Annotated in this window: 30 protein-coding genes and 1 other annotated feature; all 30 genes read left to right on the top strand. The window is 40.3% G+C overall.

Annotated features, from left to right (window positions below):
- Nucleotides 1–135 precede the first annotated feature (135 nt).
- The 30 genes from rplA (at nt 136) to rpsE (ending at nt 24,003) form a co-directional block, all read left to right on the top strand.
- The gene (rplA, locus tag ABC255_RS29505; RefSeq protein WP_335532995.1) at nt 136–834 is read left to right on the top strand and encodes a 50S ribosomal protein L1; all 699 of its coding nucleotides are present in this window, start codon (nt 136–138) and stop codon (nt 832–834) included.
- Between the two features lie 52 nt (nt 835–886).
- Nucleotides 887–1,031 (top strand) — a sequence feature (ribosomal protein L10 leader region).
- Nucleotides 1,032–1,064: 33 nt separating this feature from the next.
- Nucleotides 1,065–1,565 carry a 50S ribosomal protein L10 gene (gene rplJ / locus ABC255_RS29500; protein WP_306077300.1) on the top strand — a complete coding sequence of 167 codons (501 nt, stop codon included), beginning with the start codon at nt 1,065–1,067 and terminating at the stop codon, nt 1,563–1,565.
- A 75-nt stretch (nt 1,566–1,640) separates the two neighbouring features.
- Nucleotides 1,641–2,000, top strand: a complete 360-nt coding sequence (rplL, locus tag ABC255_RS29495) for a 50S ribosomal protein L7/L12 (RefSeq protein WP_335532999.1) — start codon at nt 1,641–1,643, stop codon at nt 1,998–2,000.
- 141 nt (nt 2,001–2,141) lie between these two features.
- Complete coding sequence (locus tag ABC255_RS29490) at nt 2,142–2,741, top strand: class I SAM-dependent methyltransferase (protein ID WP_412998814.1); 600 nt, start codon at nt 2,142–2,144, stop codon at nt 2,739–2,741.
- A gap of 263 nt (nt 2,742–3,004) precedes the next feature.
- The gene (gene rpoB / locus ABC255_RS29485) at nt 3,005–6,565 is read left to right on the top strand and encodes a DNA-directed RNA polymerase subunit beta (RefSeq protein ID WP_412998813.1); all 3,561 of its coding nucleotides are present in this window, start codon (nt 3,005–3,007) and stop codon (nt 6,563–6,565) included.
- A gap of 68 nt (nt 6,566–6,633) precedes the next feature.
- Nucleotides 6,634–10,233 (top strand): DNA-directed RNA polymerase subunit beta', encoded by a 3,600-nt coding sequence (gene rpoC, locus ABC255_RS29480; protein ID WP_412998812.1) that lies wholly within the window; start codon nt 6,634–6,636, stop codon nt 10,231–10,233.
- Nucleotides 10,234–10,387: 154 nt separating this feature from the next.
- Complete coding sequence (locus tag ABC255_RS29475; protein WP_412998811.1) at nt 10,388–10,636, top strand: 50S ribosomal protein L7ae-like protein; 249 nt, start codon at nt 10,388–10,390, stop codon at nt 10,634–10,636.
- Nucleotides 10,637–10,739: 103 nt separating this feature from the next.
- Nucleotides 10,740–11,162 carry a 30S ribosomal protein S12 gene (gene rpsL, locus ABC255_RS29470; protein WP_034676061.1) on the top strand — a complete coding sequence of 141 codons (423 nt, stop codon included), beginning with the start codon at nt 10,740–10,742 and terminating at the stop codon, nt 11,160–11,162.
- Between the two features lie 41 nt (nt 11,163–11,203).
- Entirely contained in the window at nt 11,204–11,674 is a 471-nt protein-coding gene (gene rpsG, locus ABC255_RS29465) for a 30S ribosomal protein S7 (protein ID WP_179161264.1), read from the top strand.
- Between the two features lie 47 nt (nt 11,675–11,721).
- Nucleotides 11,722–13,803 (top strand): elongation factor G, encoded by a 2,082-nt coding sequence (gene fusA / locus ABC255_RS29460; protein ID WP_335533013.1) that lies wholly within the window; start codon nt 11,722–11,724, stop codon nt 13,801–13,803.
- A 125-nt stretch (nt 13,804–13,928) separates the two neighbouring features.
- Entirely contained in the window at nt 13,929–15,116 is a 1,188-nt protein-coding gene (tuf, locus tag ABC255_RS29455) for an elongation factor Tu (protein ID WP_412998810.1), read from the top strand.
- Between the two features lie 393 nt (nt 15,117–15,509).
- Nucleotides 15,510–15,818 (top strand): 30S ribosomal protein S10, encoded by a 309-nt coding sequence (gene rpsJ, locus ABC255_RS29450; protein WP_066094693.1) that lies wholly within the window; start codon nt 15,510–15,512, stop codon nt 15,816–15,818.
- Between the two features lie 40 nt (nt 15,819–15,858).
- Nucleotides 15,859–16,485: a 50S ribosomal protein L3 gene (rplC, locus tag ABC255_RS29445; protein ID WP_335533017.1), complete on the top strand. Its 627-nt coding sequence runs from the start codon at nt 15,859–15,861 to the stop codon at nt 16,483–16,485.
- 29 nt (nt 16,486–16,514) lie between these two features.
- Nucleotides 16,515–17,138 carry a 50S ribosomal protein L4 gene (gene rplD, locus ABC255_RS29440; RefSeq protein ID WP_095250622.1) on the top strand — a complete coding sequence of 208 codons (624 nt, stop codon included), beginning with the start codon at nt 16,515–16,517 and terminating at the stop codon, nt 17,136–17,138.
- Nucleotides 17,138–17,422, top strand: coding sequence for a 50S ribosomal protein L23 (gene rplW / locus ABC255_RS29435; RefSeq protein ID WP_034676080.1), 285 nt, complete (start codon nt 17,138–17,140; stop codon nt 17,420–17,422). Before rplD ends, rplW begins: the two co-directional genes overlap by 1 nt.
- 30 nt (nt 17,423–17,452) lie before the next feature.
- Nucleotides 17,453–18,283: a 50S ribosomal protein L2 gene (gene rplB, locus ABC255_RS29430; RefSeq protein ID WP_335533019.1), complete on the top strand. Its 831-nt coding sequence runs from the start codon at nt 17,453–17,455 to the stop codon at nt 18,281–18,283.
- A 60-nt stretch (nt 18,284–18,343) separates the two neighbouring features.
- Nucleotides 18,344–18,622: a 30S ribosomal protein S19 gene (rpsS, locus tag ABC255_RS29425; RefSeq protein WP_026574091.1), complete on the top strand. Its 279-nt coding sequence runs from the start codon at nt 18,344–18,346 to the stop codon at nt 18,620–18,622.
- Between the two features lie 17 nt (nt 18,623–18,639).
- Complete coding sequence (gene rplV / locus ABC255_RS29420; RefSeq protein ID WP_412998809.1) at nt 18,640–18,981, top strand: 50S ribosomal protein L22; 342 nt, start codon at nt 18,640–18,642, stop codon at nt 18,979–18,981.
- A gap of 3 nt (nt 18,982–18,984) precedes the next feature.
- Entirely contained in the window at nt 18,985–19,641 is a 657-nt protein-coding gene (gene rpsC, locus ABC255_RS29415) for a 30S ribosomal protein S3 (protein ID WP_335533022.1), read from the top strand.
- Nucleotide 19,642: 1 nt separating this feature from the next.
- Nucleotides 19,643–20,077, top strand: coding sequence for a 50S ribosomal protein L16 (gene rplP / locus ABC255_RS29410; RefSeq protein ID WP_412998808.1), 435 nt, complete (start codon nt 19,643–19,645; stop codon nt 20,075–20,077).
- Nucleotides 20,067–20,267, top strand: a complete 201-nt coding sequence (gene rpmC / locus ABC255_RS29405; RefSeq protein ID WP_335533024.1) for a 50S ribosomal protein L29 — start codon at nt 20,067–20,069, stop codon at nt 20,265–20,267. Before rplP ends, rpmC begins: the two co-directional genes overlap by 11 nt.
- A 23-nt stretch (nt 20,268–20,290) precedes the next feature.
- Nucleotides 20,291–20,554 (top strand): 30S ribosomal protein S17, encoded by a 264-nt coding sequence (rpsQ, locus tag ABC255_RS29400; protein ID WP_335533027.1) that lies wholly within the window; start codon nt 20,291–20,293, stop codon nt 20,552–20,554.
- Between the two features lie 41 nt (nt 20,555–20,595).
- A complete protein-coding gene (gene rplN, locus ABC255_RS29395) occupies nt 20,596–20,964 on the top strand; it encodes a 50S ribosomal protein L14 (RefSeq protein ID WP_034676100.1) in 369 nt (122 codons plus the stop codon).
- A 35-nt stretch (nt 20,965–20,999) separates the two neighbouring features.
- Nucleotides 21,000–21,308: a 50S ribosomal protein L24 gene (gene rplX, locus ABC255_RS29390; protein ID WP_045516531.1), complete on the top strand. Its 309-nt coding sequence runs from the start codon at nt 21,000–21,002 to the stop codon at nt 21,306–21,308.
- A 28-nt stretch (nt 21,309–21,336) separates the two neighbouring features.
- The gene (gene rplE, locus ABC255_RS29385) at nt 21,337–21,876 is read left to right on the top strand and encodes a 50S ribosomal protein L5 (RefSeq protein WP_289341747.1); all 540 of its coding nucleotides are present in this window, start codon (nt 21,337–21,339) and stop codon (nt 21,874–21,876) included.
- A gap of 24 nt (nt 21,877–21,900) precedes the next feature.
- Nucleotides 21,901–22,086 carry a type Z 30S ribosomal protein S14 gene (locus ABC255_RS29380; RefSeq protein ID WP_034676107.1) on the top strand — a complete coding sequence of 62 codons (186 nt, stop codon included), beginning with the start codon at nt 21,901–21,903 and terminating at the stop codon, nt 22,084–22,086.
- Between the two features lie 29 nt (nt 22,087–22,115).
- Nucleotides 22,116–22,514 carry a 30S ribosomal protein S8 gene (rpsH, locus tag ABC255_RS29375; RefSeq protein ID WP_045516527.1) on the top strand — a complete coding sequence of 133 codons (399 nt, stop codon included), beginning with the start codon at nt 22,116–22,118 and terminating at the stop codon, nt 22,512–22,514.
- Between the two features lie 31 nt (nt 22,515–22,545).
- Nucleotides 22,546–23,082 carry a 50S ribosomal protein L6 gene (gene rplF / locus ABC255_RS29370; protein ID WP_335533032.1) on the top strand — a complete coding sequence of 179 codons (537 nt, stop codon included), beginning with the start codon at nt 22,546–22,548 and terminating at the stop codon, nt 23,080–23,082.
- A gap of 32 nt (nt 23,083–23,114) precedes the next feature.
- A complete protein-coding gene (gene rplR, locus ABC255_RS29365; RefSeq protein ID WP_335533034.1) occupies nt 23,115–23,477 on the top strand; it encodes a 50S ribosomal protein L18 in 363 nt (120 codons plus the stop codon).
- A 25-nt stretch (nt 23,478–23,502) separates the two neighbouring features.
- Nucleotides 23,503–24,003 (top strand): 30S ribosomal protein S5, encoded by a 501-nt coding sequence (gene rpsE, locus ABC255_RS29360; protein WP_082799596.1) that lies wholly within the window; start codon nt 23,503–23,505, stop codon nt 24,001–24,003.
- Nucleotides 24,004–24,009: the final 6 nt, after the last annotated feature.

Below are 24,009 nucleotides of genomic sequence, written 5' to 3'. Positions count from 1 at the left end.
GCCAATCCGTCCAGAAGGTTAAAGAACAACCTTCCAGCCGGCTCGTCTTATGCCTGTCGGGGCTGGACAAGGCGCCTCCGCTTTAATAAGTGGGAGTTATTAAACGTTAAAACCACAATCTAGGAGGAAATAAAAATGGCTAAAAAAGGTAAAAAGTATTTAGAAGCTGCTAAGCTTGTTGATAATACAAAAGCTTACCCGGTTGCTGAAGCAATTGAACTTGCGAAGCAAACAAACTTTGCTAAATTTGATGCGACACTTGAAGTTGCATTCCGTTTAGGAGTAGACCCTAAGAAAGCTGACCAACAAATTCGTGGTGCAGTCGTACTTCCGAATGGAACAGGTAAGACTCAACGCGTATTAGTATTTGCTAAGGGTGAAAAAGTGAAAGAAGCAGAAGCTGCTGGTGCAGATTATGTTGGCGATGCAGAATACATCACTAAAATCCAACAAGGTTGGTTTGAATTTGATGTAATCGTAGCTACTCCTGACATGATGGGTGAAGTTGGTAAACTTGGTCGTACATTAGGACCAAAAGGTTTAATGCCAAACCCTAAAACTGGTACAGTAACATTTGATGTAACGAGAGCGATTAATGAAATTAAAGCAGGTAAAGTTGAATACCGTGTTGATAAAGCTGGAAATATCCACGTTCCAATCGGTAAGTCATCTTTCGAAAACGAAAAACTTGTTGAGAACTTCAAAACTATATTCGATACAATGTTGAAAGTTAAGCCTGCAGCTGCGAAAGGTACTTATATGAAGAACGTAACCGTTACTTCAACAATGGGTCCTGGCGTGAAGGTTGATCCTTCATCAGTTACAGTTAAGTAATTTATTACCAATTGACAATTATAGATCTATTTTATATAATCTATTTTGTTGTTTAAATAAAACATTTGTACTGAAGACAGCAGGTGCGTTTACGCTTAATTCCCTGCCGAGGTAATGCGATAGAATTGGCTGAAATCTTCGGCTATTGTATGCACCTCCATGTCTGACTTTTGATGTGGAGGTTTTACTTTGCCTGGTATAAATGTAGAGAATCTACAGGAGGTGTAAAGATGAGCAGCGCAATCGAACAAAAGGTTCAAATCGTTGATGAAATTACAGCTAAGTTAAAAGCTAGTGTTTCAACAATCGTAGTTGACTACCGTGGGCTAACTGTTGCTGAAGTAACTGAACTTCGTAAGCAACTTCGTGAAGCTGGTATCGACTTCAAAGTTTACAAAAACTCTATGACTCGCCGTGCAGCTGATGCAGCTGAACTTTCAGAGTTAAACGCAGCATTAACTGGTCCGAACGCTATTGCGTTCAGTACGGAAGATGTAGTAGCTCCAGCAAAAATTCTTAACGACTTTGCTAAAAAGCACGATGCACTTGAAATTAAAGCTGGTGTAATCGAAGGCAATGTAGCAACTGTTGAAGAGGTTAAAGCTCTTGCAGAACTACCATCACGCGAAGGCTTGCTTTCTATGCTACTCAGCGTACTACAAGCTCCAATCCGCAACCTTGCTCTTGCTACAAAAGCAGTTGCAGAACAAAAAGAAGAACAAGGCGCGTAAGTTAACTGAAAAGCAGAAGCTGGACAAACTTATCGCTTAACCATTATGGAATGAAAACTAAGGAGGAACATTAAAATGACTAAAGAACAAATCATTGAAGCAGTTAAATCTATGACTGTTTTAGAACTTAACGATCTAGTAAAAGCAATCGAAGAAGAATTCGGCGTAACTGCTGCTGCACCAGTAGCAATGGGCGGAGCGGCTGTAGCGGCTGTTGAAGAGCAAACTGAATTTGACGTAATCCTAGCTAGCGCTGGCGATCAAAAAATCAAAGTTATCAAAGTTGTTCGTGAAATCACTGGTCTTGGTCTTAAAGAAGCAAAAGATCTTGTTGACAACACTCCAAAAGCTGTTAAAGAAGGCGTATCTAAAGAAGAAGCTGAAGAACTTAAAGCTAAACTTGCTGAAGTTGGAGCTAACGTTGAAGTTAAGTAATAAACTGATAAAAAAGCTCGCTGTATAAGCGGGCTTTTTTTCGCTATCTTAATAGCGGGAGCGCCTTGGCGCATCCGCTAGATATTAGATTTTTTCCCCTTGGTAACCTCATTAATCAACACTCCTCAGGAGGTGAGCTTATTGTCTGAGCATTACTATTCTCGCACCCAAAAGGTTGAAAGTGATCCAAAATATTGGGACTTTACCTTAAGGGATCAGCTATTCCGTTTTAAAACAGATAACGGAGTATTTTCTAAGAAGGAAGTAGATTTTGGCTCCCGCTTATTAATAGAAGTTTTTGAATTACCAAGTGTAGAAGGACCTGTTCTTGATGTTGGCTGTGGTTATGGTCCTATTGGACTTTCGCTTGCCAAAAGTTATCCGGACCGACATGTACATATGATTGATGTTAACGGACGGGCGATTGATCTGGCAAGAGCGAATGCTGTGCAAAATTCGGTCCATAATGTCGATATTTATGAAAGTGATACATTGGTAAATGTTAAGGAATTTAAATTTGCAGCTATCTTAACTAACCCTCCAATCAGAGCGGGTAAAAAAACAGTACACGATATTTTTGAGCAAAGTTATGAGCATTTAGTTCCTCTAGGTGAGCTTTGGATTGTAATTCAAAAGAAGCAAGGGGCACCATCTGCGATTGAAAAATTAAAAAATTTATTTACCACAGTTGAAACTATTGACAAGTCTAAAGGTTATTTTATTATTAAGGCTGTAAAATAGTTGACTTGAATTTGTCAAGTGTGTTAGCATTATAAAATGCCATCATAATATTTTCCGATTTATTCCTGAAAATACTTAATTTATAAGTATAAAATCAGTTTAAGACGGAAAAGATGACAAAATAATAGTCAAAATGTGAAAATGTGGTTTTTAAGAAATAAAAACCCTTTTTCTTTTTTTGTCTAATGGAGGACCTCTTGAGGTTCTTTCATAAGACCAAAATATATGTTTAATAAAAACGCTTGATTTGAGGGGTGAATCAGTTGACAGGTCAACTAGTTCAGTATGGACGACACCGCCAACGAAGAAGTTACGCACGAATCAGTGAAGTTTTAGAATTACCAAATCTAATTGAAATCCAATCCTCTTCATATCAATGGTTTCTTGATGAGGGTTTGCGTGAAATGTTCCAGGATATTTCACCGATTGAAGACTTTACTGGTAACCTATCACTAGAATTTATTGATTACAGCCTTGGCGAACCAAAGTATTCTGTTGCGGAATCGAAAGAGCGGGATGTTACATATTCTGCACCATTGCGTGTTAAAGTACGTCTTGTAAACAAAGAAACAGGCGAAGTAAAAGATCAAGATGTTTTTATGGGTGATTTTCCACTCATGACGGAAACGGGTACGTTTGTCATTAACGGGGCAGAACGTGTTATCGTTTCTCAGTTAGTACGTTCACCGAGCGTATACTTTAGTGGAAAACTTGATAAAAACGGAAAAAAAGGATTTACTGCTACAGTAATTCCGAACCGCGGCGCTTGGCTGGAATATGAAACTGACGCCAAAGATGTCGTATATGTCAGGATAGATCGTACTCGGAAACTGCCCGTTACGGTTCTTTTGCGTGCACTTGGCTTCGGATCTGATCAAGAAATCATTGAATTGATTGGAGACAATGAGTACATTCGAAATACTCTTGAAAAGGACAACACTGAGGGAGTAGAAAAAGCGCTTCTGGAAATTTATGAGCGTCTTCGCCCAGGTGAACCTCCAACTGTAGATAATGCAAAGAGCTTATTGGTATCAAGATTTTTTGATCCAAAAAGATATGATTTAGCAAATGTAGGTCGTTATAAAATTAACAAAAAGCTTCATATTAAAAATCGTTTATTTAACCAGCGTTTGGCTGAATCTCTTGTTGATCCTGAGACAGGTGAAATTATTGCAGAAAAAGGCACGGTTCTAGATCGTAGAAACCTTGACAGAATTATCCCTGCTCTCGAAAAGGATGTTAACTTCAAGGGCTTTAATCCTGTCGGCGGTGTAGTTGAGGAAGAAATCATTCTTCAAGGAATTAAAATCTATGCACCAAATGACGATGGTGAAAAAGTAATCAATGTTCTAGGCAATGCCTATGTTGCAGAGCCAATTAAAAATATTACACCTGCTGACATTATTTCTTCAATCAGTTATTTCTTTAACTTATTGCATGGTGTTGGTGATACAGACGATATTGACCATTTAGGAAACAGACGTCTACGTTCTGTTGGTGAATTGCTGCAAAATCAATTCCGTATTGGTTTGTCCCGTATGGAACGTGTGGTTCGTGAAAGAATGTCGATTCAAGATACTGCTACAATCACACCACAGCAGTTAATTAACATTCGTCCAGTTATTGCGTCAATAAAAGAGTTCTTCGGAAGCTCCCAGTTATCGCAATTTATGGACCAAACAAACCCGCTTGCGGAATTAACTCATAAGCGTCGTTTATCTGCGTTAGGACCTGGTGGACTAACACGTGAACGTGCAGGATTTGAAGTACGTGACGTTCACTATTCCCACTATGGCCGTATGTGTCCAATTGAAACGCCTGAGGGACCAAACATTGGTTTGATCAACTCACTTTCATCATTTGCGAAGGTTAATCGTTTTGGCTTTATTGAAACTCCATATCGCCGAATTGACCCTGATACTGGGAAAGTTACAAGCCGAATTGATTATTTAACAGCTGATGAAGAGGACAACTATGTTGTGGCACAGGCGAACTCTCGACTTGGTGACGACGGTACATTCATCGATGAAGATGTTGTTGCGCGTTTCCGTGGTGAAAACACTGTTGTAAAACGTGACCGTATCGACTATATGGATGTATCTCCTAAACAAGTAGTTTCTGCAGCGACAGCTTGTATTCCGTTCTTAGAAAATGATGACTCAAACCGTGCGTTGATGGGTGCGAACATGCAGCGTCAAGCCGTGCCGCTTTTGCAGCCGGAAGCACCAAGAGTTGGAACAGGAATGGAATATGTTTCTGGTAAAGACTCCGGAGCAGCAGTTATCTGTAAACATGAAGGAATCGTTGAGCATGTTGAGGCACGTGAAGTTTGGGTGCGTCGTATTAATACTGTCGATGGTCAAGAAGTTAAAGGTGACCTTGATAAATATAAAATGTTGAAATTCATTCGTTCTAACCAAGGTACTTGTTATAATCAACGCCCAATTGTTGCGGTGGGTAACCACGTAACAAAAGGTGAGATTCTAGCGGACGGTCCTTCTATGGAACTTGGAGAACTAGCTCTAGGTCGTAACGTTTTAGTTGGTTTCGTTAACTGGGATGGATACAACTATGAAGATGCGATTATTATGAGTGAACGCCTTGTAAAAGATGATGTTTATACTTCTATTCATATTGAAGAATATGAATCAGAGTCTCGTGATACAAAGCTTGGACCAGAAGAAATCACACGTGATATTCCAAATGTAGGTGAAGATGCTCTTCGCAATTTGGATGAACGTGGAATTATCCGTACGGGTGCAGAAGTAAAAGATGGTGACTTGCTAGTTGGTAAAGTAACACCTAAAGGAGTTACGGAACTAACTGCAGAAGAAAGATTACTACACGCTATCTTTGGTGAAAAAGCACGAGAAGTTCGTGATACTTCACTAAGAGTTCCGCATGGCGGTGGCGGTATTGTACTTGATGTTAAGGTCTTTAATCGTGAAGACGGCGATGAATTGCCACCAGGAGTGAATCAGCTAGTTCGCGTCTATATTGTTCAGAAGCGTAAGATTCATGAAGGGGATAAGATGGCTGGTCGTCATGGTAACAAAGGGGTTATATCCCGAATATTGCCAGAAGAAGATATGCCATATTTACCAGACGGTACGCCAATTGACATTATGTTAAATCCTTTAGGGGTTCCTTCACGTATGAACATCGGACAGGTGCTTGAGCTTCACTTAGGTATGGCTGCTAGAGCACTTGGAATCCATGTTGCTTCACCAGTATTTGATGGTGCGCGTGAGGAAGATGTTTGGGGAACAATTGAAGAAGCAGGTATGGCTAATGATGCAAAAACTGTATTATATGATGGTCGTACTGGTGAACCGTTTGATAATCGTGTGTCTGTTGGCGTTATGTATATGATTAAACTTGCACACATGGTTGATGATAAATTACATGCACGTTCAACTGGACCTTACTCACTTGTAACCCAGCAGCCACTTGGCGGTAAAGCACAATTTGGCGGTCAGCGTTTTGGTGAGATGGAGGTTTGGGCGCTTGAAGCTTACGGTGCTGCGTACACACTTCAAGAAATTCTGACTGTTAAATCAGATGACGTTGTTGGTCGTGTGAAAACATATGAAGCGATTGTAAAAGGCGAAAATGTCCCGGAACCAGGTGTTCCTGAATCATTCAAAGTATTAATTAAAGAACTTCAGAGTCTTGGAATGGATGTGAAAATCCTTTCAGGTGATGAAAAAGAAATTGAAATGCGCGATACGGAAGATGAAGATGACTTACAGCAAGTCGATACATTAAATATTGCTCCAGAAACACAAACATTTGAATCTGAGAAGGTTGGTTCAAAGGAATAAGACTTAGCTGAAAGCGCACGTTGCGCTTTCAGCTAATGATTGTCTAGATAGAAAGGGAGGTAGGCCCCTTGCTTGATGTTAATAATTTTGAGTATATGAAGATTGGTTTGGCATCACCAGATAAAATCCGTTCTTGGTCTTTTGGAGAAGTGAAAAAACCAGAAACCATTAACTATCGTACATTAAAGCCTGAAAAGGATGGTTTATTCTGCGAAAGGATTTTTGGTCCTACAAAGGACTGGGAATGTCACTGTGGAAAATATAAACGTGTCCGTTACAAAGGTGTAGTGTGTGACCGATGCGGTGTTGAAGTAACACGTGCAAAGGTTCGTCGTGAACGTATGGGGCATATTGAGCTTGCAGCTCCTGTCTCTCATATTTGGTATTTTAAAGGCATTCCTAGCCGTATGGGACTAGTTTTAGACATGTCTCCTAGGGCGTTAGAGGAAATTATTTATTTTGCTTCCTATGTTGTAACAGAATCAGGAGATACAGCTCTTGATAAGAAGCAACTTTTATCAGAAAAAGAATATCGTGCATACCGCGAAAAGTACGGTAATAAATTCCAAGCTGCCATGGGTGCTGAAGCGATTAAAAAGCTTCTTTCTGATATTGATTTAAATAAAGAGGTTGATGCATTAAAAGAAGAGTTAAAATCAGCTCAAGGTCAGCGTCGTACTCGTGCGATTAAACGCCTTGAAGTGTTGGAAGCATTCCGAAACTCTGGAAATGAGCCATCATGGATGATTCTTGATGTTCTTCCTGTCATCCCTCCAGAACTTCGTCCAATGGTACAGTTGGATGGGGGAAGATTTGCAACATCTGATTTAAACGATCTATACCGACGAGTGATCAACCGGAATAATCGTCTAAAGCGTTTGTTGGATCTTGGTGCACCGAGTATTATTGTTCAAAACGAAAAGCGTATGCTTCAAGAAGCAGTAGATGCGTTAATTGATAACGGTCGTCGCGGCCGTCCAGTAACTGGTCCAGGTAACCGTCCGTTAAAGTCACTTTCTCATATGTTAAAAGGAAAGCAAGGTCGTTTCCGTCAAAACTTACTAGGAAAACGTGTTGACTATTCTGGCCGTTCTGTTATTGTAGTTGGTCCAAACTTAAAAATGTACCAATGTGGTCTTCCAAAGGAAATGGCTCTTGAGTTATTTAAGCCATTCGTTATGAAGGAATTAGTAGAAAAAGGGTTAGCCCATAACATTAAATCTGCAAAACGTAAGATTGAAAGAGTATCTCCTGAGGTATGGGATGTACTTGAAGATGTTATTCGTGAGCACCCAGTTTTATTAAACCGTGCCCCAACACTTCATAGACTTGGAATTCAGGCATTTGAACCTACACTTGTTGAAGGAAGAGCGATTCGCCTTCACCCTCTTGTATGTACTGCATACAATGCGGACTTTGATGGTGACCAAATGGCTGTTCACGTTCCGCTTTCGTCTGAAGCGCAAGCAGAAGCTAGACTTTTAATGCTTGCAGCTCAAAATATCTTGAACCCTAAAGATGGAAAGCCTGTTGTTACACCATCCCAAGATATGGTACTAGGTAACTATTACTTAACTCTTGAGAGAGAAGGCGCTGTCGGAGAGGGTATGATTTTTAAAGATACTAACGAGGCATTAGTTGCTTATCAAAATGGCTATGTTCATCTGCACACTCGTGTTGCTGTCCATGCTGGTTCATTAGGAAATGAAACGTTGACAGAAGAACAAAATAATAAGTTATTGATTACTACGGTAGGAAAACTTATTTTTAATGAAATTCTTCCGAAATCTTTCCCATATATTAACGAACCAACAAGACAGAATTTAGAAGTTGAAACACCTGCAAATTATTTTGTTGAAAAAGGTGAAGATGTTAGAGCTAGAATTAAAGAAATGCCGTTAGTGGATCCGTTCAAGAAGAAAATCCTTGGTAATATCATCGCCGAAGTATTTAAGCGATTCAAAATTACTGAAACGTCTAAAATGCTAGACCGAATGAAGGACCTAGGATTTAAATATTCTACAAAAGCAGGTATTACTGTCGGTGTTGCTGATATCGTGGTATTACCGGAAAAGCAAGAAATCTTACATGAGGCACAAAGCAAGGTTGATAACGTTATGAAGCAGTTCCGTCGTGGATTAATTACTGAAGACGAACGTTATGATCGTGTCATTGCTATTTGGAGTGCAGCGAAGGATACCATTCAAGGAAAACTGATGAAATCGTTGAATAAAACGAATCCAATTTTCATGATGAGTGACTCCGGAGCCCGTGGTAACGCGTCAAACTTTACACAGCTTGCTGGTATGCGTGGATTGATGGCCAACCCGGCTGGACGTATCATCGAATTACCGATCAAATCAAGTTTCCGTGAAGGTCTGACCGTATTAGAGTACTTTATTTCTACACACGGTGCGCGTAAAGGTCTTGCCGATACAGCGTTGAAAACAGCTGACTCTGGTTATTTAACACGTCGTCTTGTTGACGTAGCTCAAGATGTTATTGTCCGTGAAGATGATTGTGGAACTGACCGTGGATTATTAATCCGTTCATTGAAAGACGGTACCGAGGTTATCGAAGGATTGGATGAACGCTTAATTGGCCGTCATGCTCGTAACCCAATTAGACATCCTGAAACGAAAGAAGTGTTAGTTCCTGAAAATGGACTTATCACTGAAGATCTTGCTGAAACAATCGTTGGTGTAGGAATTGAAGAGGTTAAAATTCGCTCTGCATTTACATGTAATACCCGTCATGGTGTATGCAAGAAGTGTTATGGCCGTAACTTGGCTACAGGTCAAGAAGTTGAAGTTGGGGAAGCAGTTGGTATCATTGCAGCCCAATCAATTGGTGAACCTGGTACACAGTTAACAATGCGTACATTCCATACAGGTGGGGTTGCAGGAGACGATATCACTCAAGGTTTACCGCGTATTCAAGAAATTTTCGAAGCGCGTAATCCTAAAGGGGTTGCAGTAATTTCTGAGATTGATGGTGTGGTTGTCGGTATTAATGAAGGTCGTGATCGCCAGCATGAAATTATTGTTCAAGGTGATATTGAATCACGTACTTATAATGCTCCGTATACAGCACGCTTGAAAGTTGCCGTTAATGACCAGGTTGCACGTGGTCAGGAATTAACTGAAGGTTCTATTGACCCTAAAGAGTTAATCAAGGTAAAAGACGTTAATGCTGTTCAAGAGTATCTGCTACGCGAAGTTCAAAAGGTTTACCGTATGCAGGGTGTTGAAATCGGTGATAAGCACGTTGAGGTAATGGTTCGACAAATGATGCGTAAGGTTCGTGTAAGTGATGCAGGTGAAACGGATGTACTTCCTGGTACACTTTTAGATATTCATCAATTCACAGATGCAAACGAAAAAGCATTGTTAGCCGGTAAATTACCAGCTACTGGACGTCCAGTATTGCTTGGTATTACGAAAGCATCACTTGAAACAGATTCATTCCTGTCTGCTGCATCTTTCCAAGAAACTACAAGAGTTCTTACAGATGCTGCAATCAAAGGCAAGCGCGATGAATTACTTGGCTTAAAAGAAAATGTTATTATTGGTAAACTAGTTCCAGCTGGAACAGGTATGCAAAGATACCGTAAGGCTGAACCAGTTTTAAGAGATACAACTTCTGAAGAAACAGTTGCTATCGATTAAATAATCCAGGCGGTACTTGCTTTTTTTGCAGGTACCGCATTTTATGGAAAATTCTTCAGAAAAAATAATTTTAAGTTTTGTTGACTTCTATTTTAGAAGATGTTACTATATCAAAGGTGCTCCTATTCACCTGATACTTTGGAGGATATGAAAAATGTCTTATGAAAAAGTATACCAGGCAACTAAGATTGTTATAGGAACTAAACAAGCAGTTAAAGTACTAAAGGATGGGTATTCTTGTGAGCTGATCATTGCAAGTGATGCTGAAACAAATGTTACAGCGGCGGTAGTGAAACTTGCTCAAGAATTGAACATTCCGATTATCTATGTTGACTCGATGAAAAAACTCGGGAAAGCATGTGGAATAGAAGTTGGTGCTTCAACTGTAGTAATTATCCGTTAAAAACTGTTTTTGTAGATAGAAGATCTGCAAGAACTTTGTTTTTGCACAAAAATGAACCACCTGGATGTGTGGGCTTACAAATAATGAAGGGAGGAAAAGTAACATGCCAACTATTAACCAATTAGTGCGCAAGCCTCGTCAATCTAAAGAGGAAAAGTCAAAATCACCTGCGCTTAACAAAGGTTACAACAGCTTCAAAAAATCACAAACAAATGTAACTTCACCACAAAAACGCGGAGTATGTACTCGTGTTGGTACAATGACTCCAAAGAAACCGAACTCAGCGTTACGTAAATATGCTCGTGTACGTTTGACAAACGGTATTGAGGTGACCGCATACATTCCTGGTATCGGCCACAACCTTCAAGAACACAGTGTTGTTCTTATTCGTGGAGGACGTGTAAAGGATTTACCGGGGGTACGTTATCACATCGTACGTGGTGCTCTTGATACGGCTGGGGTTAACAACCGTATGCAAGGTCGTTCTAAATATGGTACTAAGAGACCAAAAGCAGCTAAGAAATAAAACAGTTTAAATAGAAAGCTTGTTTGAAAGGAGGAAATTAAATGCCACGTAAAGGTCCTGTAGCAAAAAGAGACGTGTTACCAGATCCACTTTACAATTCAAAATTAGTTACTCGTCTAATCAACAAAATGATGGTTGACGGTAAAAGAGGTAAATCACAAGAAATTCTTTACTCTGCATTTGAAACAATCCGTGAACGCTCTGGCAAAGAGCCAATGGAAATTTTCGAAGCAGCGATGAAGAATATTATGCCAGTACTAGAGGTAAGAGCTCGCCGTGTAGGTGGAGCAAACTATCAAGTACCAGTTGAGGTACGTCCTGATCGTCGTACAACTCTTGGTCTTCGTTGGTTAGTAAACTATGCGCGTCTTCGCGGTGAAAAAACAATGGAAGAGCGTTTAGCGAATGAAATTATGGATGCAGCTAACAACGCTGGTGCATCTGTTAAGAAGCGCGAAGATACTCACAAAATGGCAGAAGCAAACAAAGCGTTTGCTCACTATCGTTGGTAGGATTACCTTTAATATAAAAACTTTCATACTAGGAAGGAGAAAGACCCATGGCAAGAGAGTTCTCCTTAGAAAACACTCGTAATATCGGCATCATGGCACACATCGATGCCGGTAAAACGACGACCACTGAGCGCGTACTTTATTACACTGGTAAGATTCATAAAATCGGTGAAACACATGAAGGTGCTTCTCAGATGGACTGGATGGAGCAAGAACAAGAACGCGGAATCACAATTACATCTGCAGCAACAACTGCTGCATGGAAAGGTCATCGCGTAAATATCATCGATACACCAGGACACGTAGACTTCACTGTTGAAGTTGAACGTTCACTTCGTGTACTTGATGGTGCGGTAGCGGTCCTTGATGCACAGTCTGGTGTTGAACCACAAACTGAAACAGTTTGGCGTCAAGCAACAACTTACGGTGTACCACGTGTAGTTTTTGTAAACAAAATGGACAAAATCGGTGCAGACTTCTTGTATTCAGTAAAAACAATACATGACCGTTTGCAAGCGAATGCCCATCCGATTCAACTTCCAATCGGTGCTGAAGATGAATTCTCTGCAATCATTGACCTTGTAGAAATGAATGCAGTATTCTACAGTAATGACTTAGGTACCGATATTGAAGTGCGTGACATTCCTGAAGAGTATCTTTCTTTAGCTGAAGAGTGGCGCGAAAAGCTAGTTGAAGCAGTGGCAGAACTAGATGAAGAGTTAACTGAAAAATACCTTAGTGGTGAAGAAATCACTAAAGAAGAGCTAAAAGCGGCTATTCGTAAAGGTACTGTTAATGTTGAATTCTACCCTGTTATATGTGGATCTGCTTTTAAAAACAAAGGTGTTCAGTTAATGTTAGATGCAGTTATTGATTACCTTCCATCTCCATTAGATGTTCCTGCAATTAAGGGTCATGCACCGGATGATGAAGACGAAGTCCTTGAACGTCACTCGAGTGACGAAGAGCCATTTTCAGCTCTTGCATTTAAAGTTATGACTGACCCTTATGTTGGTAAATTAACGTTCTTCCGTGTTTACTCTGGTACTTTAGAATCTGGATCTTATGTTCAGAACTCTACTAAAGGAAAACGCGAACGTGTTGGACGTATCCTGCAAATGCATGCAAACAGCCGCCAAGAAATCTCAAAGGTTTTTGCTGGCGACATTGCTGCAGCTGTAGGTTTGAAAGATACTACTACTGGGGATACACTATGTGATGATAAGAATCTTGTTATTCTTGAGTCAATGAACTTCCCAGAACCAGTAATTCAACTTTCAGTAGAGCCAAAATCAAAAGCTGACCAAGATAAAATGACAACTGCATTACAAAAGCTACAAGAAGAAGATCCAACCTTCCGTGCACATACTGACCAGGAAACTGGACAGGTTATCATTGCCGGTATGGGAGAGCTTCACCTTGATATCTTAGTAGATCGTATGCGTCGTGAATTCAAAGTAGAAGCTAACGTAGGTGCTCCACAAGTTGCTTACCGTGAAACATTCCGTGCTTCTGCACAAGTTGAAGGTAAGTTTGCACGTCAATCCGGTGGTCGTGGACAATATGGCCATGTATGGATTGAATTCTCACCTAATGATGAAGGTAAAGGATTCGAATTCATTAACGGTATCGTTGGTGGTGTTGTTCCTCGTGAATACATCCCAGCAGTTCAAGCTGGTCTTGAAGATTCCTTGAATCGTGGAGTTCTTGCTGGATATCCTTTAGTTGATATTAAAGCTAGATTGTTTGATGGTTCTTACCATGATGTCGATTCATCCGAGATGGCATTTAAGATTGCTGCGTCAATGGCTCTTAAAAATGCGGCTTCTAAGTGTAAACCTGTAATCCTAGAACCTATGATGAGGGTTGAAGTTGTAATCCCTGAAGAGTATCTTGGAGATATTATGGGTCAAATCACTGCACGTCGCGGACGCGTTGAAGGTATGGAAGCACGTGGTAATGCACAAGTAGTTCGTTCTCAGGTTCCACTTTCAGAAATGTTTGGTTATGCAACAGCACTTCGTTCTAGTACTCAAGGACGTGGAGTATTCTCTATGCACTTCGATCACTATGAAGAAGTTCCAAAATCTGTTTCTGAAGAAATTATCAAAAAAAATAAAGGTGAATAATTGATTTTCACCTTTTAATAAAGTATAACTACTTATGTAACAATGGAAACTGTGAAATTAGGACAACCTATTTACAGTTTCCATCTATATACTTAACTTTTTTAAATTAAAGGAGGATTTTCCTAATGGGTAAAGCTAAATTCGACCGCTCTAAGCCACACGTTAACATTGGTACAATTGGTCACGTTGACCACGGTAAAACAACTTTAACTGCTGCAATCACTTCTGTTCTTGCTAAAACTGGTAAAGCAGAAGCTCGTGCATATGATCAAATTGATGGTGCTCCAGAAGAAAGAGAACGTGGAATCACAATCTCTACTGCACACGTTGAGTACGAAACTGATGCTCGTCACTATGCACACGTAGACTGTCCAGGACACGCTGACTATGTTAAAAACATGATCACTGGTGCTGCTCAAATGGACGGTGGTATCCTAGTTGTATCTGCAACTGATGGTCCAATGCCACAAACTCGTGAACACATCCTTCTTTCTCGTCAGGTTGGCGTACCTTACCTTGTTGTATTCATGAACAAGTGTGATATGGTTGATGACGAAGAACTTCTTGAATTAGTAGAAATGGAAATTCGTGATCTATTATCTGAATACGATTTCCCTGGCGATGACACTCCAGTTATCAAAGGTTCTGCTCTTAAAGCTCTAGAAGGTGACGCTGCATGGGAAGAAAAAATCTATGAACTTATGACTGCTGTTGATGAGTGGATTCCACAACCAACTCGTGACACTGACAAGCCTTTCATGATGCCAGTTGAGGACGTATTCTCAATCACTGGTCGTGGAACAGTTGCTACAGGACGTGTTGAGCGTGGTGTAGTTAAAGTTGGTGACGTAGTTGAAATCGTTGGTTTCACTGAAGAGCCAAAATCTACTACTGTAACTGGTGTAGAAATGTTCCGTAAGCTTCTTGATTTCGCTGAAGCTGGAGACAATATTGGTGCATTACTTCGTGGTGTAGCACGTGAAGAAATCGAGCGTGGCCAAGTTTTGGCTAAGCCGAAATCAATCACTCCACACACAAAGTTCAAAGCACAAGTTTACGTACTATCAAAAGAAGAAGGTGGACGTCACACTCCATTCTTCACTAACTATCGTCCACAATTCTATTTCCGTACTTCTGATATTACTGGTATTTGTAATCTTCCAGAAGGCGTAGAAATGGTTATGCCTGGTGACCACATCGAAATGACTGTTGAGCTAATCGCTCCAGTTGCAATCGAAGAAGGTACTAAGTTCTCAATCCGTGAAGGCGGACGTACTGTAGGTTCAGGTTCAATCACAACTATCACTGAATAATATTAAATTCAGTTATATCAAGAAGCAGTTGGATGACGATCCAGCTGCTTTTTTTTATTGAGAAAAACGTGTTTCTTCTATATATAAATGAAAATAGAAATTTCAATTAATAAAACGTTTTTATAGGTTATTTTTGGAGAATGACATTTACTATTGAAATTGTGTTTGCAGGTCGCTATAATAGTAAAAGTGTGCTAAGCGTAACGAAAAATAAATTTATTAAAAAAATGTTGCGTTTGCCTAACCTTTTATGTATAATAGACAATGTTGGTCTTTGACTGCGATGATGTGAAAGGTTGCTGACACACCCGGCCGCTTTGCCATGGCGAGTGTGTGGGAAATTTTCACTGAGAATGTCTATTTTAAAAATAGGCGAATAAAGGAGGGAAAATAATGGCAAAACAAAAGATTCGTATCCGTTTAAAAGCTTATGATCACAGAATTCTTGATCAGTCTGCAGAAAAAATCGTTGAAACAGCAAAGCGCTCTGGTGCAGCCGTTTCTGGTCCAATTCCACTTCCGACCGAAAAAACTATTTACACCATTCTTCGTGCGGTTCATAAGTACAAAGATTCTCGAGAGCAATTCGAACAACGGACTCATAAGCGTCTAATCGATATCGTTAACCCAACTCCACAAACAGTTGATGCGTTGATGCGTTTAGATTTACCATCCGGTGTTGATATTGAAATTAAACTTTAGTAAAAATAAATAACCAAATTATCTAGGAGGTGTGACTTAAATGACCAAAGGAATCTTAGGAAGAAAGATTGGTATGACTCAAGTATTTGCAGAAAACGGCAATTTAATCCCAGTTACTGTAGTTGAAGCTGCTCAAAACGTAGTTCTTCAAAAGAAATCAGTTGAAAGCGACGGTTATGAAGCTTTACAAGTTGGTTTTGAAGACAAACGTGAAAAGTTAGCTAACAAACCAGAAAAAGGACATGTTGCTAAAGCAAACACTGCTCCTAAGCGCTTCATTCGCGAATTCAGCGGAGTTGACGTAACAGGATATGAAGTTGGTCAAGAAGTCAAAGTTGATATTTTCGCTGCTGGCGATGTAGTAGATGTAACAGGAATCTCAAAGGGTAAAGGTTTCCAAGGCGTAATCAAACGTCACGGACAATCACGCGGCCCAATGGCTCACGGTTCACGTTATCACCGTCGTCCTGGTTCAATGGGACCTGTAGCTCCAAACCGTGTATTTAAAGGTAAATTATTACCTGGTCGCATGGGTGGAGAGCAAATTACTGTTCAAAATCTTGAAATCGTTAAGGTTGATGTTGAGCGTAACTTACTATTAATTAAAGGTAACGTTCCTGGACCTAAAAAAGCATTATTAAAGATTAAAAGTGCGGTAAAAGCGTAATATCTTCATAAGAAAGGAGGAGCAAAAGAATGCCTAAAGTTTCATTATTTAACCAAAGCGGATCTCAAGTTGGTGAAATCGAACTTAATGATTCAGTATTTGGTATCGAACCTAACCAACACGTGTTATTTGAAGCGATTGTTATGCAAAGAGCTTCTTTACGTCAAGGAACTCATAAAGTAAAAGTTCGTTCTGAAGTACGAGGCGGTGGACGTAAACCATGGCGTCAAAAAGGAACTGGTCGTGCTCGTCAAGGTTCTATCCGTTCTCCACAATGGCGCGGAGGTGGTACTGTATTCGGTCCAACACCACGCAGCTACAGCTACAAATTACCTAAAAAGGTACGTCGCTTAGCGATTAAATCTGCACTTTCTTCTAAAGTATTAGAAGAGAATGTATTAGTATTAGAAAGCCTTGCTTTCGATGCTCCAAAAACAAAAGATTTCAAAACAGTATTAGGTGGTCTTTCTGTTGAGAAGAAAGCACTTATCGTTACTGCTGACCTTGATGAAAATGTAGCACTTTCTGCTCGTAATATTCCTGGTGTAACAGTTGTAACAGCTGACGGAATCAATGTTCTTGATGTAGTAAATCATGATAAATTAATCATGACGAAAGCTGCAGTTGAAAAAGTAGAGGAGGTGCTTGCATAATGGATGCACGCGATATCATTAAGCGCCCCGTTATCACTGAACGTTCTACTGACCTAATGGCTGAAAAGAAATATACGTTTGAAGTTGATGTGAGAGCTAACAAAACTCAAGTTAAAGATGCGATAGTTGAAATCTTTGGCGTGGAAGTTGAAAAAGTTAACATCATGAACTATAAAGGTAAATTCAAGCGCATGGGTAAATTCGGTGGTTACACAAACAAACGTCGTAAAGCAATTGTAAAATTAACTGCTGATAGCAAAGAAATCGAATTCTTTGAAGCATAATAAAAACTAACAAGAAGAGGAGGGAATAAAATGGCGATTAAAAAGTACAAACCTACCTCTAATGGTCGTCGCGGTATGACAGTTTCTGATTTCGCAGAAATCACAACTAGCACACCAGAAAAATCTCTATTAGCACCTTTAAAGAGAAAAGGCGGCCGTAATAACCAAGGTAAGTTAACTGTTCGTCATCAAGGTGGCGGTCATAAGCGTTCATACCGTATCATTGATTTCAAGCGTAACAAAGATGGCATTCCAGGACGCGTTGCCACTATCGAGTACGATCCAAACCGTTCCGCAAATATTGCATTAATCAATTATGTAGATGGTGAAAAGCGTTATATCCTAGCTCCTAAAAACCTAGTTGTAGGTATGGAAGTTATGTCTGGCTCAGAGGCAGACATTAAAGTAGGTAACGCATTACCATTAGCAAACATCCCTGTTGGTACAGTAGTACACAACATCGAATTAAAACCAGGTAAGGGTGGCCAATTAGTTCGTTCTGCTGGTACATCTGCACAGGTTTTAGGTAAAGAAGGAAAATACGTACTTGTACGTTTAAATTCTGGTGAGGTTCGTATGATTCTTGCTGAGTGCCGCGCAACAATCGGTCAAGTAGGAAATGAACAGCACGAACTTATCAACATTGGTAAAGCAGGACGCTCACGCTGGTTAGGCAAACGCCCAACAGTTCGTGGATCTGTAATGAACCCTAACGATCACCCACACGGTGGTGGTGAAGGACGTTCACCAATCGGACGTAAATCACCTATGTCTCCATGGGGTAAACCAACTCTTGGATTCAAAACTCGTAAGAAAAAGAACAAATCCGATAAGTTTATCGTACGTCGTCGTAAAAAATAACGGGGTTGAACTACGGTTCAAAGATAGAGCCGTAGAACAATCACGAAGGGAGGTTCATCCATGGGTCGCAGCCTTAAAAAAGGACCATTTGTTGATGATCATTTAATGGTTAAGATCGAAAAGTTAAATGAAACTGAAGGTAAGCAAGTTGTTAAAACTTGGTCACGTCGTTCTACGATCTTCCCACAATTTATTGGCCACACTATCGCTGTTTATGATGGTCGCAAACACGTGCCTGTATATGTTACTGAAGACATGGTAGGACACAAGCTTGGAGAATTCGCTCCAACTCGTGCTTACAAAGGCCATGGTAATGATGATAAGAAAACAAGACGTTAAGAGAGGAGGGCATCCAAATGCAAGCTAAAGCTGTTGCAAGAACAGTTCGTATTGCTCCTCGTAAAGTACGTCTAGTCGTAGATCTAATTCGAGGAAAGCAAGTTGGTGAAGCGGTGGCGATTTTAAATCACACTCCAAAGTTTGCTTCTCCAATCGTTGAAAAAGTATTAAAATCAGCTATGGCAAATGCCGAGCACAATTATGAAATGGACGTTAATAGCTTGGTAGTAACTCAAGCTTTTGTAGATGAAGGACCAACGTTGAAACGTTTCCGTCCACGCGCAATGGGCCGTGCAAGCCAAATCAACAAACGCACTAGCCACATCACAATCGTTCTATCAGAAAAGAAGGAGGGATAACCTGTGGGTCAAAAAGTAAATCCAGTCGGTTTGCGTATCGGAATCATCAAAGATTGGGAATCTAAATGGTACGCTGGTAAAGACTTCGCTGATCTTTTACACGAAGACCTTAAAATTCGTGAGTACATCACGAAGCGTTTGAAGGATGCTTCTGTATCTAAAGTTGAAATCGAACGTGCAGCAAACCGTGTGAATGTAACAGTTCATACTGCTAAGCCTGGTATGGTTATCGGTAAAGGCGGTACTGAAGTTGAAGCACTTCGTAAAGCTTTAAATCAATTAACTGGCAAGCGAGTTCACATCAACATTCTTGAAATTAAAAGAGCTGATCTTGATGCGAAACTAGTTGCTGAAAATATTGCTCGTCAATTAGAAAATCGTGTATCTTTCCGCCGCGCACAAAAGCAAGTAATTCAACGTGCTATGCGTGCAGGAGCAAAAGGTATTAAAACAATGGTATCAGGTCGTCTTGGCGGAGCAGATATTGCCCGTTCAGAACATTACAGCGAAGGAACTGTTCCACTTCATACTCTTCGCGCTGATATCGACTATGCTCATGCTGAAGCAGATACTACTTATGGTAAGCTTGGCGTAAAAGTATGGATCTATAAGGGAGAAGTCCTTCCTACTAAGAAGAAATCTGCGGAAGGAGGCAAATAATATGTTATTGCCAAAACGCGTTAAATATCGCCGTCAACACCGTGGAAAAATGCGTGGTAACGCTAAAGGTGGCACTGAAGTAACTTTCGGTGAATTCGGCTTACAAGCAACTGAAGCTTCATGGATCACTAATCGCCAAATCGAAGCTGCACGTATTGCAATGACACGTTACATGAAACGTGGCGGTAAAGTTTGGATTAAAATATTCCCACATAAGCCTTATACTGCAAAACCTCTTGAGGTGCGGATGGGTACTGGTAAAGGTGCACCTGAAGGATGGGTAGCAGTTGTTAAACCAGGAAAAGTAATGTTTGAAATTGCTGGTGTTTCTGAAGAAGTAGCACGTGAAGCACTTCGACTTGCTATGCACAAACTTCCTATTAAATGTAAGTTTGTAAAACGTGAAGAAATTGGTGGTGAATCAAATGAGAGCTAATGAAATTAAAGACCTTACCACTGCCGAAATTGAACAAAAAGTTAAATCTTTAAAAGAAGAGCTTTTCAACCTTCGCTTCCAATTAGCGACTGGTCAACTTGAAAATACAGCTCGCATTCGTGAAGTACGCAAAGCGATTGCTCGCATGAAAACTGTGATTCGTGAGAGAGAAATCAGCATTAACAAGTAAAAACCCGAGAGGAGGTTCACACAATGAGTGAACGTAATCAACGCAAAGTTTACACTGGGCGCGTCGTTTCTGACAAAATGGATAAAACTATTACTGTTTTGGTCGAAACACAAAAAAAGCATCCTCTTTACGGTAAACGCGTTAAATACTCTAAAAAGTACAAGGCTCATGATGAGCAAAATGAAGCAAAAATCGGCGATATCGTACGTATCATGGAAACTCGTCCGCTTTCAGCTACTAAACGCTTCCGTTTAGTTGAAATTACAGAAAAAGCAGTTATTATTTAATTGTTCGGATTAATGCTCTATTCCGAAGGGAGGTTACACACATGATTCAACAAGAATCACGTTTAAAAGTTGCTGATAACTCTGGTGCTCGTGAGGTTCTTACCATTAAGGTTCTAGGTGGTTCAGGCCGTAAAACTGCGGGTATCGGTGATGTTATCGTATGTACAGTAAAACAAGCAACACCTGGTGGCGTTGTTAAAAAAGGTGACGTTGTTAAGGCTGTTATCGTTCGTACGAAAAGCGGTGCTCGTCGACCTGATGGATCATACATTCGTTTCGATGAAAACGCATGTGTAATTATCAAGGATGACAAGAGCCCACGTGGAACTCGTATCTTCGGACCAGTTGCTCGTGAACTTCGCGATAACAACTTTATGAAAATCGTATCCTTGGCTCCAGAAGTACTATAATATAAATTCAATTGCCTTTAAGGAGGTGCTTACGAATGCATGTTAAAAAGGGTGACAAAGTAAGAGTTATCTCCGGTAAGGATAAAGGCAAAACAGGAGTAATCCTAGCAGCCTATCCTAAAGATAGCCGTGTACTAGTAGAAGGTGTAAATATCGTGAAAAAACACGCTAAACCTTCTCAAGTGAATCCACAAGGCGGAATTATGAGCTTTGAGGCACCAATTCATGTATCAAACGTTATGCCTATCGACCCTAAATCAGGTAACCCAACTCGTGTTGGTTACACAACGGTTGATGGTAAAAAAGTACGCGTAGCAAAATCCGGTGAAGTATTAGATAAATAGTCTAAATTTTAGAAGGGAGGTACAATAAGTGAACCGCCTAAAAGAAAAATTTGTTAAAGAAGTTACTCCTGCTCTAATGAGCAAGTTCAACTATAAATCAGTAATGCAAGTTCCTCAACTTGATAAAATTGTTATTAACATGGGTGTTGGTGACGCAGTAGCAAATGCTAAAGCATTAGATAATGCTGTTGAAGAACTAGCTACTATTACAGGACAAAAGCCTGTAGTAACTCGTGCTAAGAAATCAATCGCTGGCTTCCGTCTTCGTGAAGGCATGCCAATTGGTGCAAAAGTTACACTTCGCGGTGAGCGTATGTACGAATTCTTGGATAAATTAGTTTCTGTTTCTTTACCTCGTGTTCGTGACTTCCGTGGTGTTTCTAAGAAATCATTCGATGGTCGCGGTAACTATACATTAGGTGTTAAAGAACAATTAATCTTCCCTGAAATTGATTACGATAAAGTAAGCAAGGTTCGTGGTATGGATATTGTTATCGTAACTACTGCTAACACTGATGAAGAAGCACGTGAACTGTTAACTCAATTTGGAATGCCATTCCAAAAGTAATCGTTAAATAATGGAGGCGAAAACGTGGCTAAAAAGTCAATGATTGCGAAACAAAAGCGCACGCCTAAATATGCAGTACAAGAGTATACACGCTGCGAACGTTGTGGCCGTCCACACTCTGTATACCGTAAATTTAAGCTTTGTCGTATTTGTTTCCGCGAATTAGCGTACAAAGGACAAATTCCTGGTGTTAAAAAAGCTAGCTGGTAAAACCCAATTCTGGGAAGGAGGTAAAAATAATGGTCATGACAGATCCGATTGCTGATTTGCTTACTCGCATTCGTAATGCGAATATGGTGCGTCACGAAAAGTTAGAAGTACCTGCTTCTAATATTAAAAAAGAAATCGCTGAGATCTTAAAGCGCGAAGGTTTCGTTCGTGATGTCGAATTTATCGAAGACAATAAACAAGGTATCATCCGTATCTTCTTAAAGTACGGTTCTAATAACGAACGTGTTATTACAGGTCTTAAGCGTATAAGCAAGCCTGGACTTAGAGTCTATGCAAAATCTACTGAGGTGCCACGTGTCCTTAACGGACTTGGTATCGCATTAGTATCAACTTCAAATGGTGTTATAACTGATAAAGAAGCTCGTGCTAAACAAATCGGCGGAGAAGTATTAGCTTACGTTTGGTAATATTGTTTCTGAATGAATGGAGGTGCACTAAATGTCTCGCGTAGGAAAAAAACCTATTGAAATCCCTACAGGTGTTACGGTTACTTTAAATAATAGTACCGTTACTGTTAAAGGACCAAAAGGCGAACTTACTCGCTCTTTTAATCCAGATATCGAAATTAAAGTTGAGGAAAACCTTATTACGATCACACGTCCATCTGACGTGAAAGAACACCGCGCATTGCACGGAACTACTCGTGCGGTAATCGCGAACATGGTCGAAGGTGTTTCCAAAGGCTTCGAAAGAAAATTAGAATTAATCGGGGTTGGATACCGTGCTCAAAAGCAAGGTAACAAACTTGTATTAAACGTTGGATATTCTCATCCAGTTGAAATTGAACCAGAAACTGGCCTTCAAATCGATGTACCTGCTAATACAAAGATTACTATTACTGGTACTGACAAAGAACGTGTTGGTGCATTAGCTGCCAATATTCGTCAAGTTCGTCCTCCAGAGCCTTATAAAGGCAAAGGAATTCGTTACGAAGGCGAATTTGTTCGTCGTAAAGAAGGTAAAACTGGTAAGTAATGCCGCATAGGTAAACGAAAGGAGTGACGTAAATGATTACGAAGCTTGACAAAAATGCTAGTCGCAAGAAGAGACATGCTCGTGTTCGTGCGAAACTTAGCGGTACTGCTGCTCGTCCACGTCTAAATGTGTTTCGTTCTAACAAGCATCTTTATGCTCAATTAATCGATGACATGAGTGGAACGACATTAGCAAGTGCTTCTACTATGGAAAAAGATCTTAACCTTGAATCTACAAGCAATGTTGAAGCAGCTAAGTTGGTCGGAGAATTAGTCGCTAAACGTGCGGTAGAAAAAGGTATCTCTGCAGTTGTCTTTGACCGTGGAGGATACCTTTATCATGGACGTATCCAAGCACTAGCTGATGCAGCCCGTGAAAACGGCTTACAATTTTAATAGACAAAGGAGGGACACATAAATGATACGTCGTATTGATCCAAACAAACTTGAACTAGAAGAACGCGTTGTAACGGTTAACCGTGTAGCGAAAGTTGTTAAGGGTGGTCGTCGTTTTCGCTTCACTGCTCTAGTAGTAGTTGGGGATAAAAACGGTCATGTTGGTTTCGGTACTGGTAAAGCTCAAGAAGTACCAGATGCGATTCGTAAAGCAATCGAAGATGCGAAGAAGAACTTAATCGAAGTGCCAATGGTTGGAACTACTGTTCCTCACCAAGTTATTGGACGTTTTGGTGCTGGTGAAATTCTTCTAAAGCCTGCTTCTGAAGGTACAGGAGTTATCGCTGGCGGTCCAGTCCGTGCTGTTCTAGAATTAGGCGGGGTAGGAGATATCCTTTCTAAATCTTTAGGAACTAACACTCCAATTAATATGGTACGTGCAACGATCGATGGTTTAAAACAATTAAAACGTGCTGAAGACGTAGCCAAGTTACGTGGTAAATCAGTAGAAGAACTACTAGGGTAAGGAGGG

This window comes from Neobacillus canaveralius, from assembly GCF_047237705.1.
Classification (GTDB): Bacteria; Bacillota; Bacilli; order Bacillales; family Cytobacillaceae; genus Neobacillus; species Neobacillus niacini_K.
The sequence above is the reverse complement of the archived record's forward strand: the minus strand, read 5'-3'. Positions and strand labels throughout refer to the sequence as shown.

Coding starts and splice junctions, on each gene's coding strand:
- rplA (WP_335532995.1), top strand. CDS start 136: ATGGCTAAAAAAGGTAAAAAGTATTTAGAAGCTGCTAAGCTTGTTGAT.
- rplJ (WP_306077300.1), top strand. CDS start 1,065: ATGAGCAGCGCAATCGAACAAAAGGTTCAAATCGTTGATGAAATTACA.
- rplL (WP_335532999.1), top strand. CDS start 1,641: ATGACTAAAGAACAAATCATTGAAGCAGTTAAATCTATGACTGTTTTA.
- ABC255_RS29475 (WP_412998811.1), top strand. CDS start 10,388: ATGTCTTATGAAAAAGTATACCAGGCAACTAAGATTGTTATAGGAACT.
- rpsL (WP_034676061.1), top strand. CDS start 10,740: ATGCCAACTATTAACCAATTAGTGCGCAAGCCTCGTCAATCTAAAGAG.
- rpsG (WP_179161264.1), top strand. CDS start 11,204: ATGCCACGTAAAGGTCCTGTAGCAAAAAGAGACGTGTTACCAGATCCA.
- fusA (WP_335533013.1), top strand. CDS start 11,722: ATGGCAAGAGAGTTCTCCTTAGAAAACACTCGTAATATCGGCATCATG.
- tuf (WP_412998810.1), top strand. CDS start 13,929: ATGGGTAAAGCTAAATTCGACCGCTCTAAGCCACACGTTAACATTGGT.
- rpsJ (WP_066094693.1), top strand. CDS start 15,510: ATGGCAAAACAAAAGATTCGTATCCGTTTAAAAGCTTATGATCACAGA.
- rplC (WP_335533017.1), top strand. CDS start 15,859: ATGACCAAAGGAATCTTAGGAAGAAAGATTGGTATGACTCAAGTATTT.
- rplD (WP_095250622.1), top strand. CDS start 16,515: ATGCCTAAAGTTTCATTATTTAACCAAAGCGGATCTCAAGTTGGTGAA.
- rplW (WP_034676080.1), top strand. CDS start 17,138: ATGGATGCACGCGATATCATTAAGCGCCCCGTTATCACTGAACGTTCT.
- rplB (WP_335533019.1), top strand. CDS start 17,453: ATGGCGATTAAAAAGTACAAACCTACCTCTAATGGTCGTCGCGGTATG.
- rpsS (WP_026574091.1), top strand. CDS start 18,344: ATGGGTCGCAGCCTTAAAAAAGGACCATTTGTTGATGATCATTTAATG.
- rplV (WP_412998809.1), top strand. CDS start 18,640: ATGCAAGCTAAAGCTGTTGCAAGAACAGTTCGTATTGCTCCTCGTAAA.
- rplP (WP_412998808.1), top strand. CDS start 19,643: ATGTTATTGCCAAAACGCGTTAAATATCGCCGTCAACACCGTGGAAAA.
- rpmC (WP_335533024.1), top strand. CDS start 20,067: ATGAGAGCTAATGAAATTAAAGACCTTACCACTGCCGAAATTGAACAA.
- rpsQ (WP_335533027.1), top strand. CDS start 20,291: ATGAGTGAACGTAATCAACGCAAAGTTTACACTGGGCGCGTCGTTTCT.
- rplN (WP_034676100.1), top strand. CDS start 20,596: ATGATTCAACAAGAATCACGTTTAAAAGTTGCTGATAACTCTGGTGCT.
- rplX (WP_045516531.1), top strand. CDS start 21,000: ATGCATGTTAAAAAGGGTGACAAAGTAAGAGTTATCTCCGGTAAGGAT.
- rpsH (WP_045516527.1), top strand. CDS start 22,116: ATGGTCATGACAGATCCGATTGCTGATTTGCTTACTCGCATTCGTAAT.
- rplF (WP_335533032.1), top strand. CDS start 22,546: ATGTCTCGCGTAGGAAAAAAACCTATTGAAATCCCTACAGGTGTTACG.
- rplR (WP_335533034.1), top strand. CDS start 23,115: ATGATTACGAAGCTTGACAAAAATGCTAGTCGCAAGAAGAGACATGCT.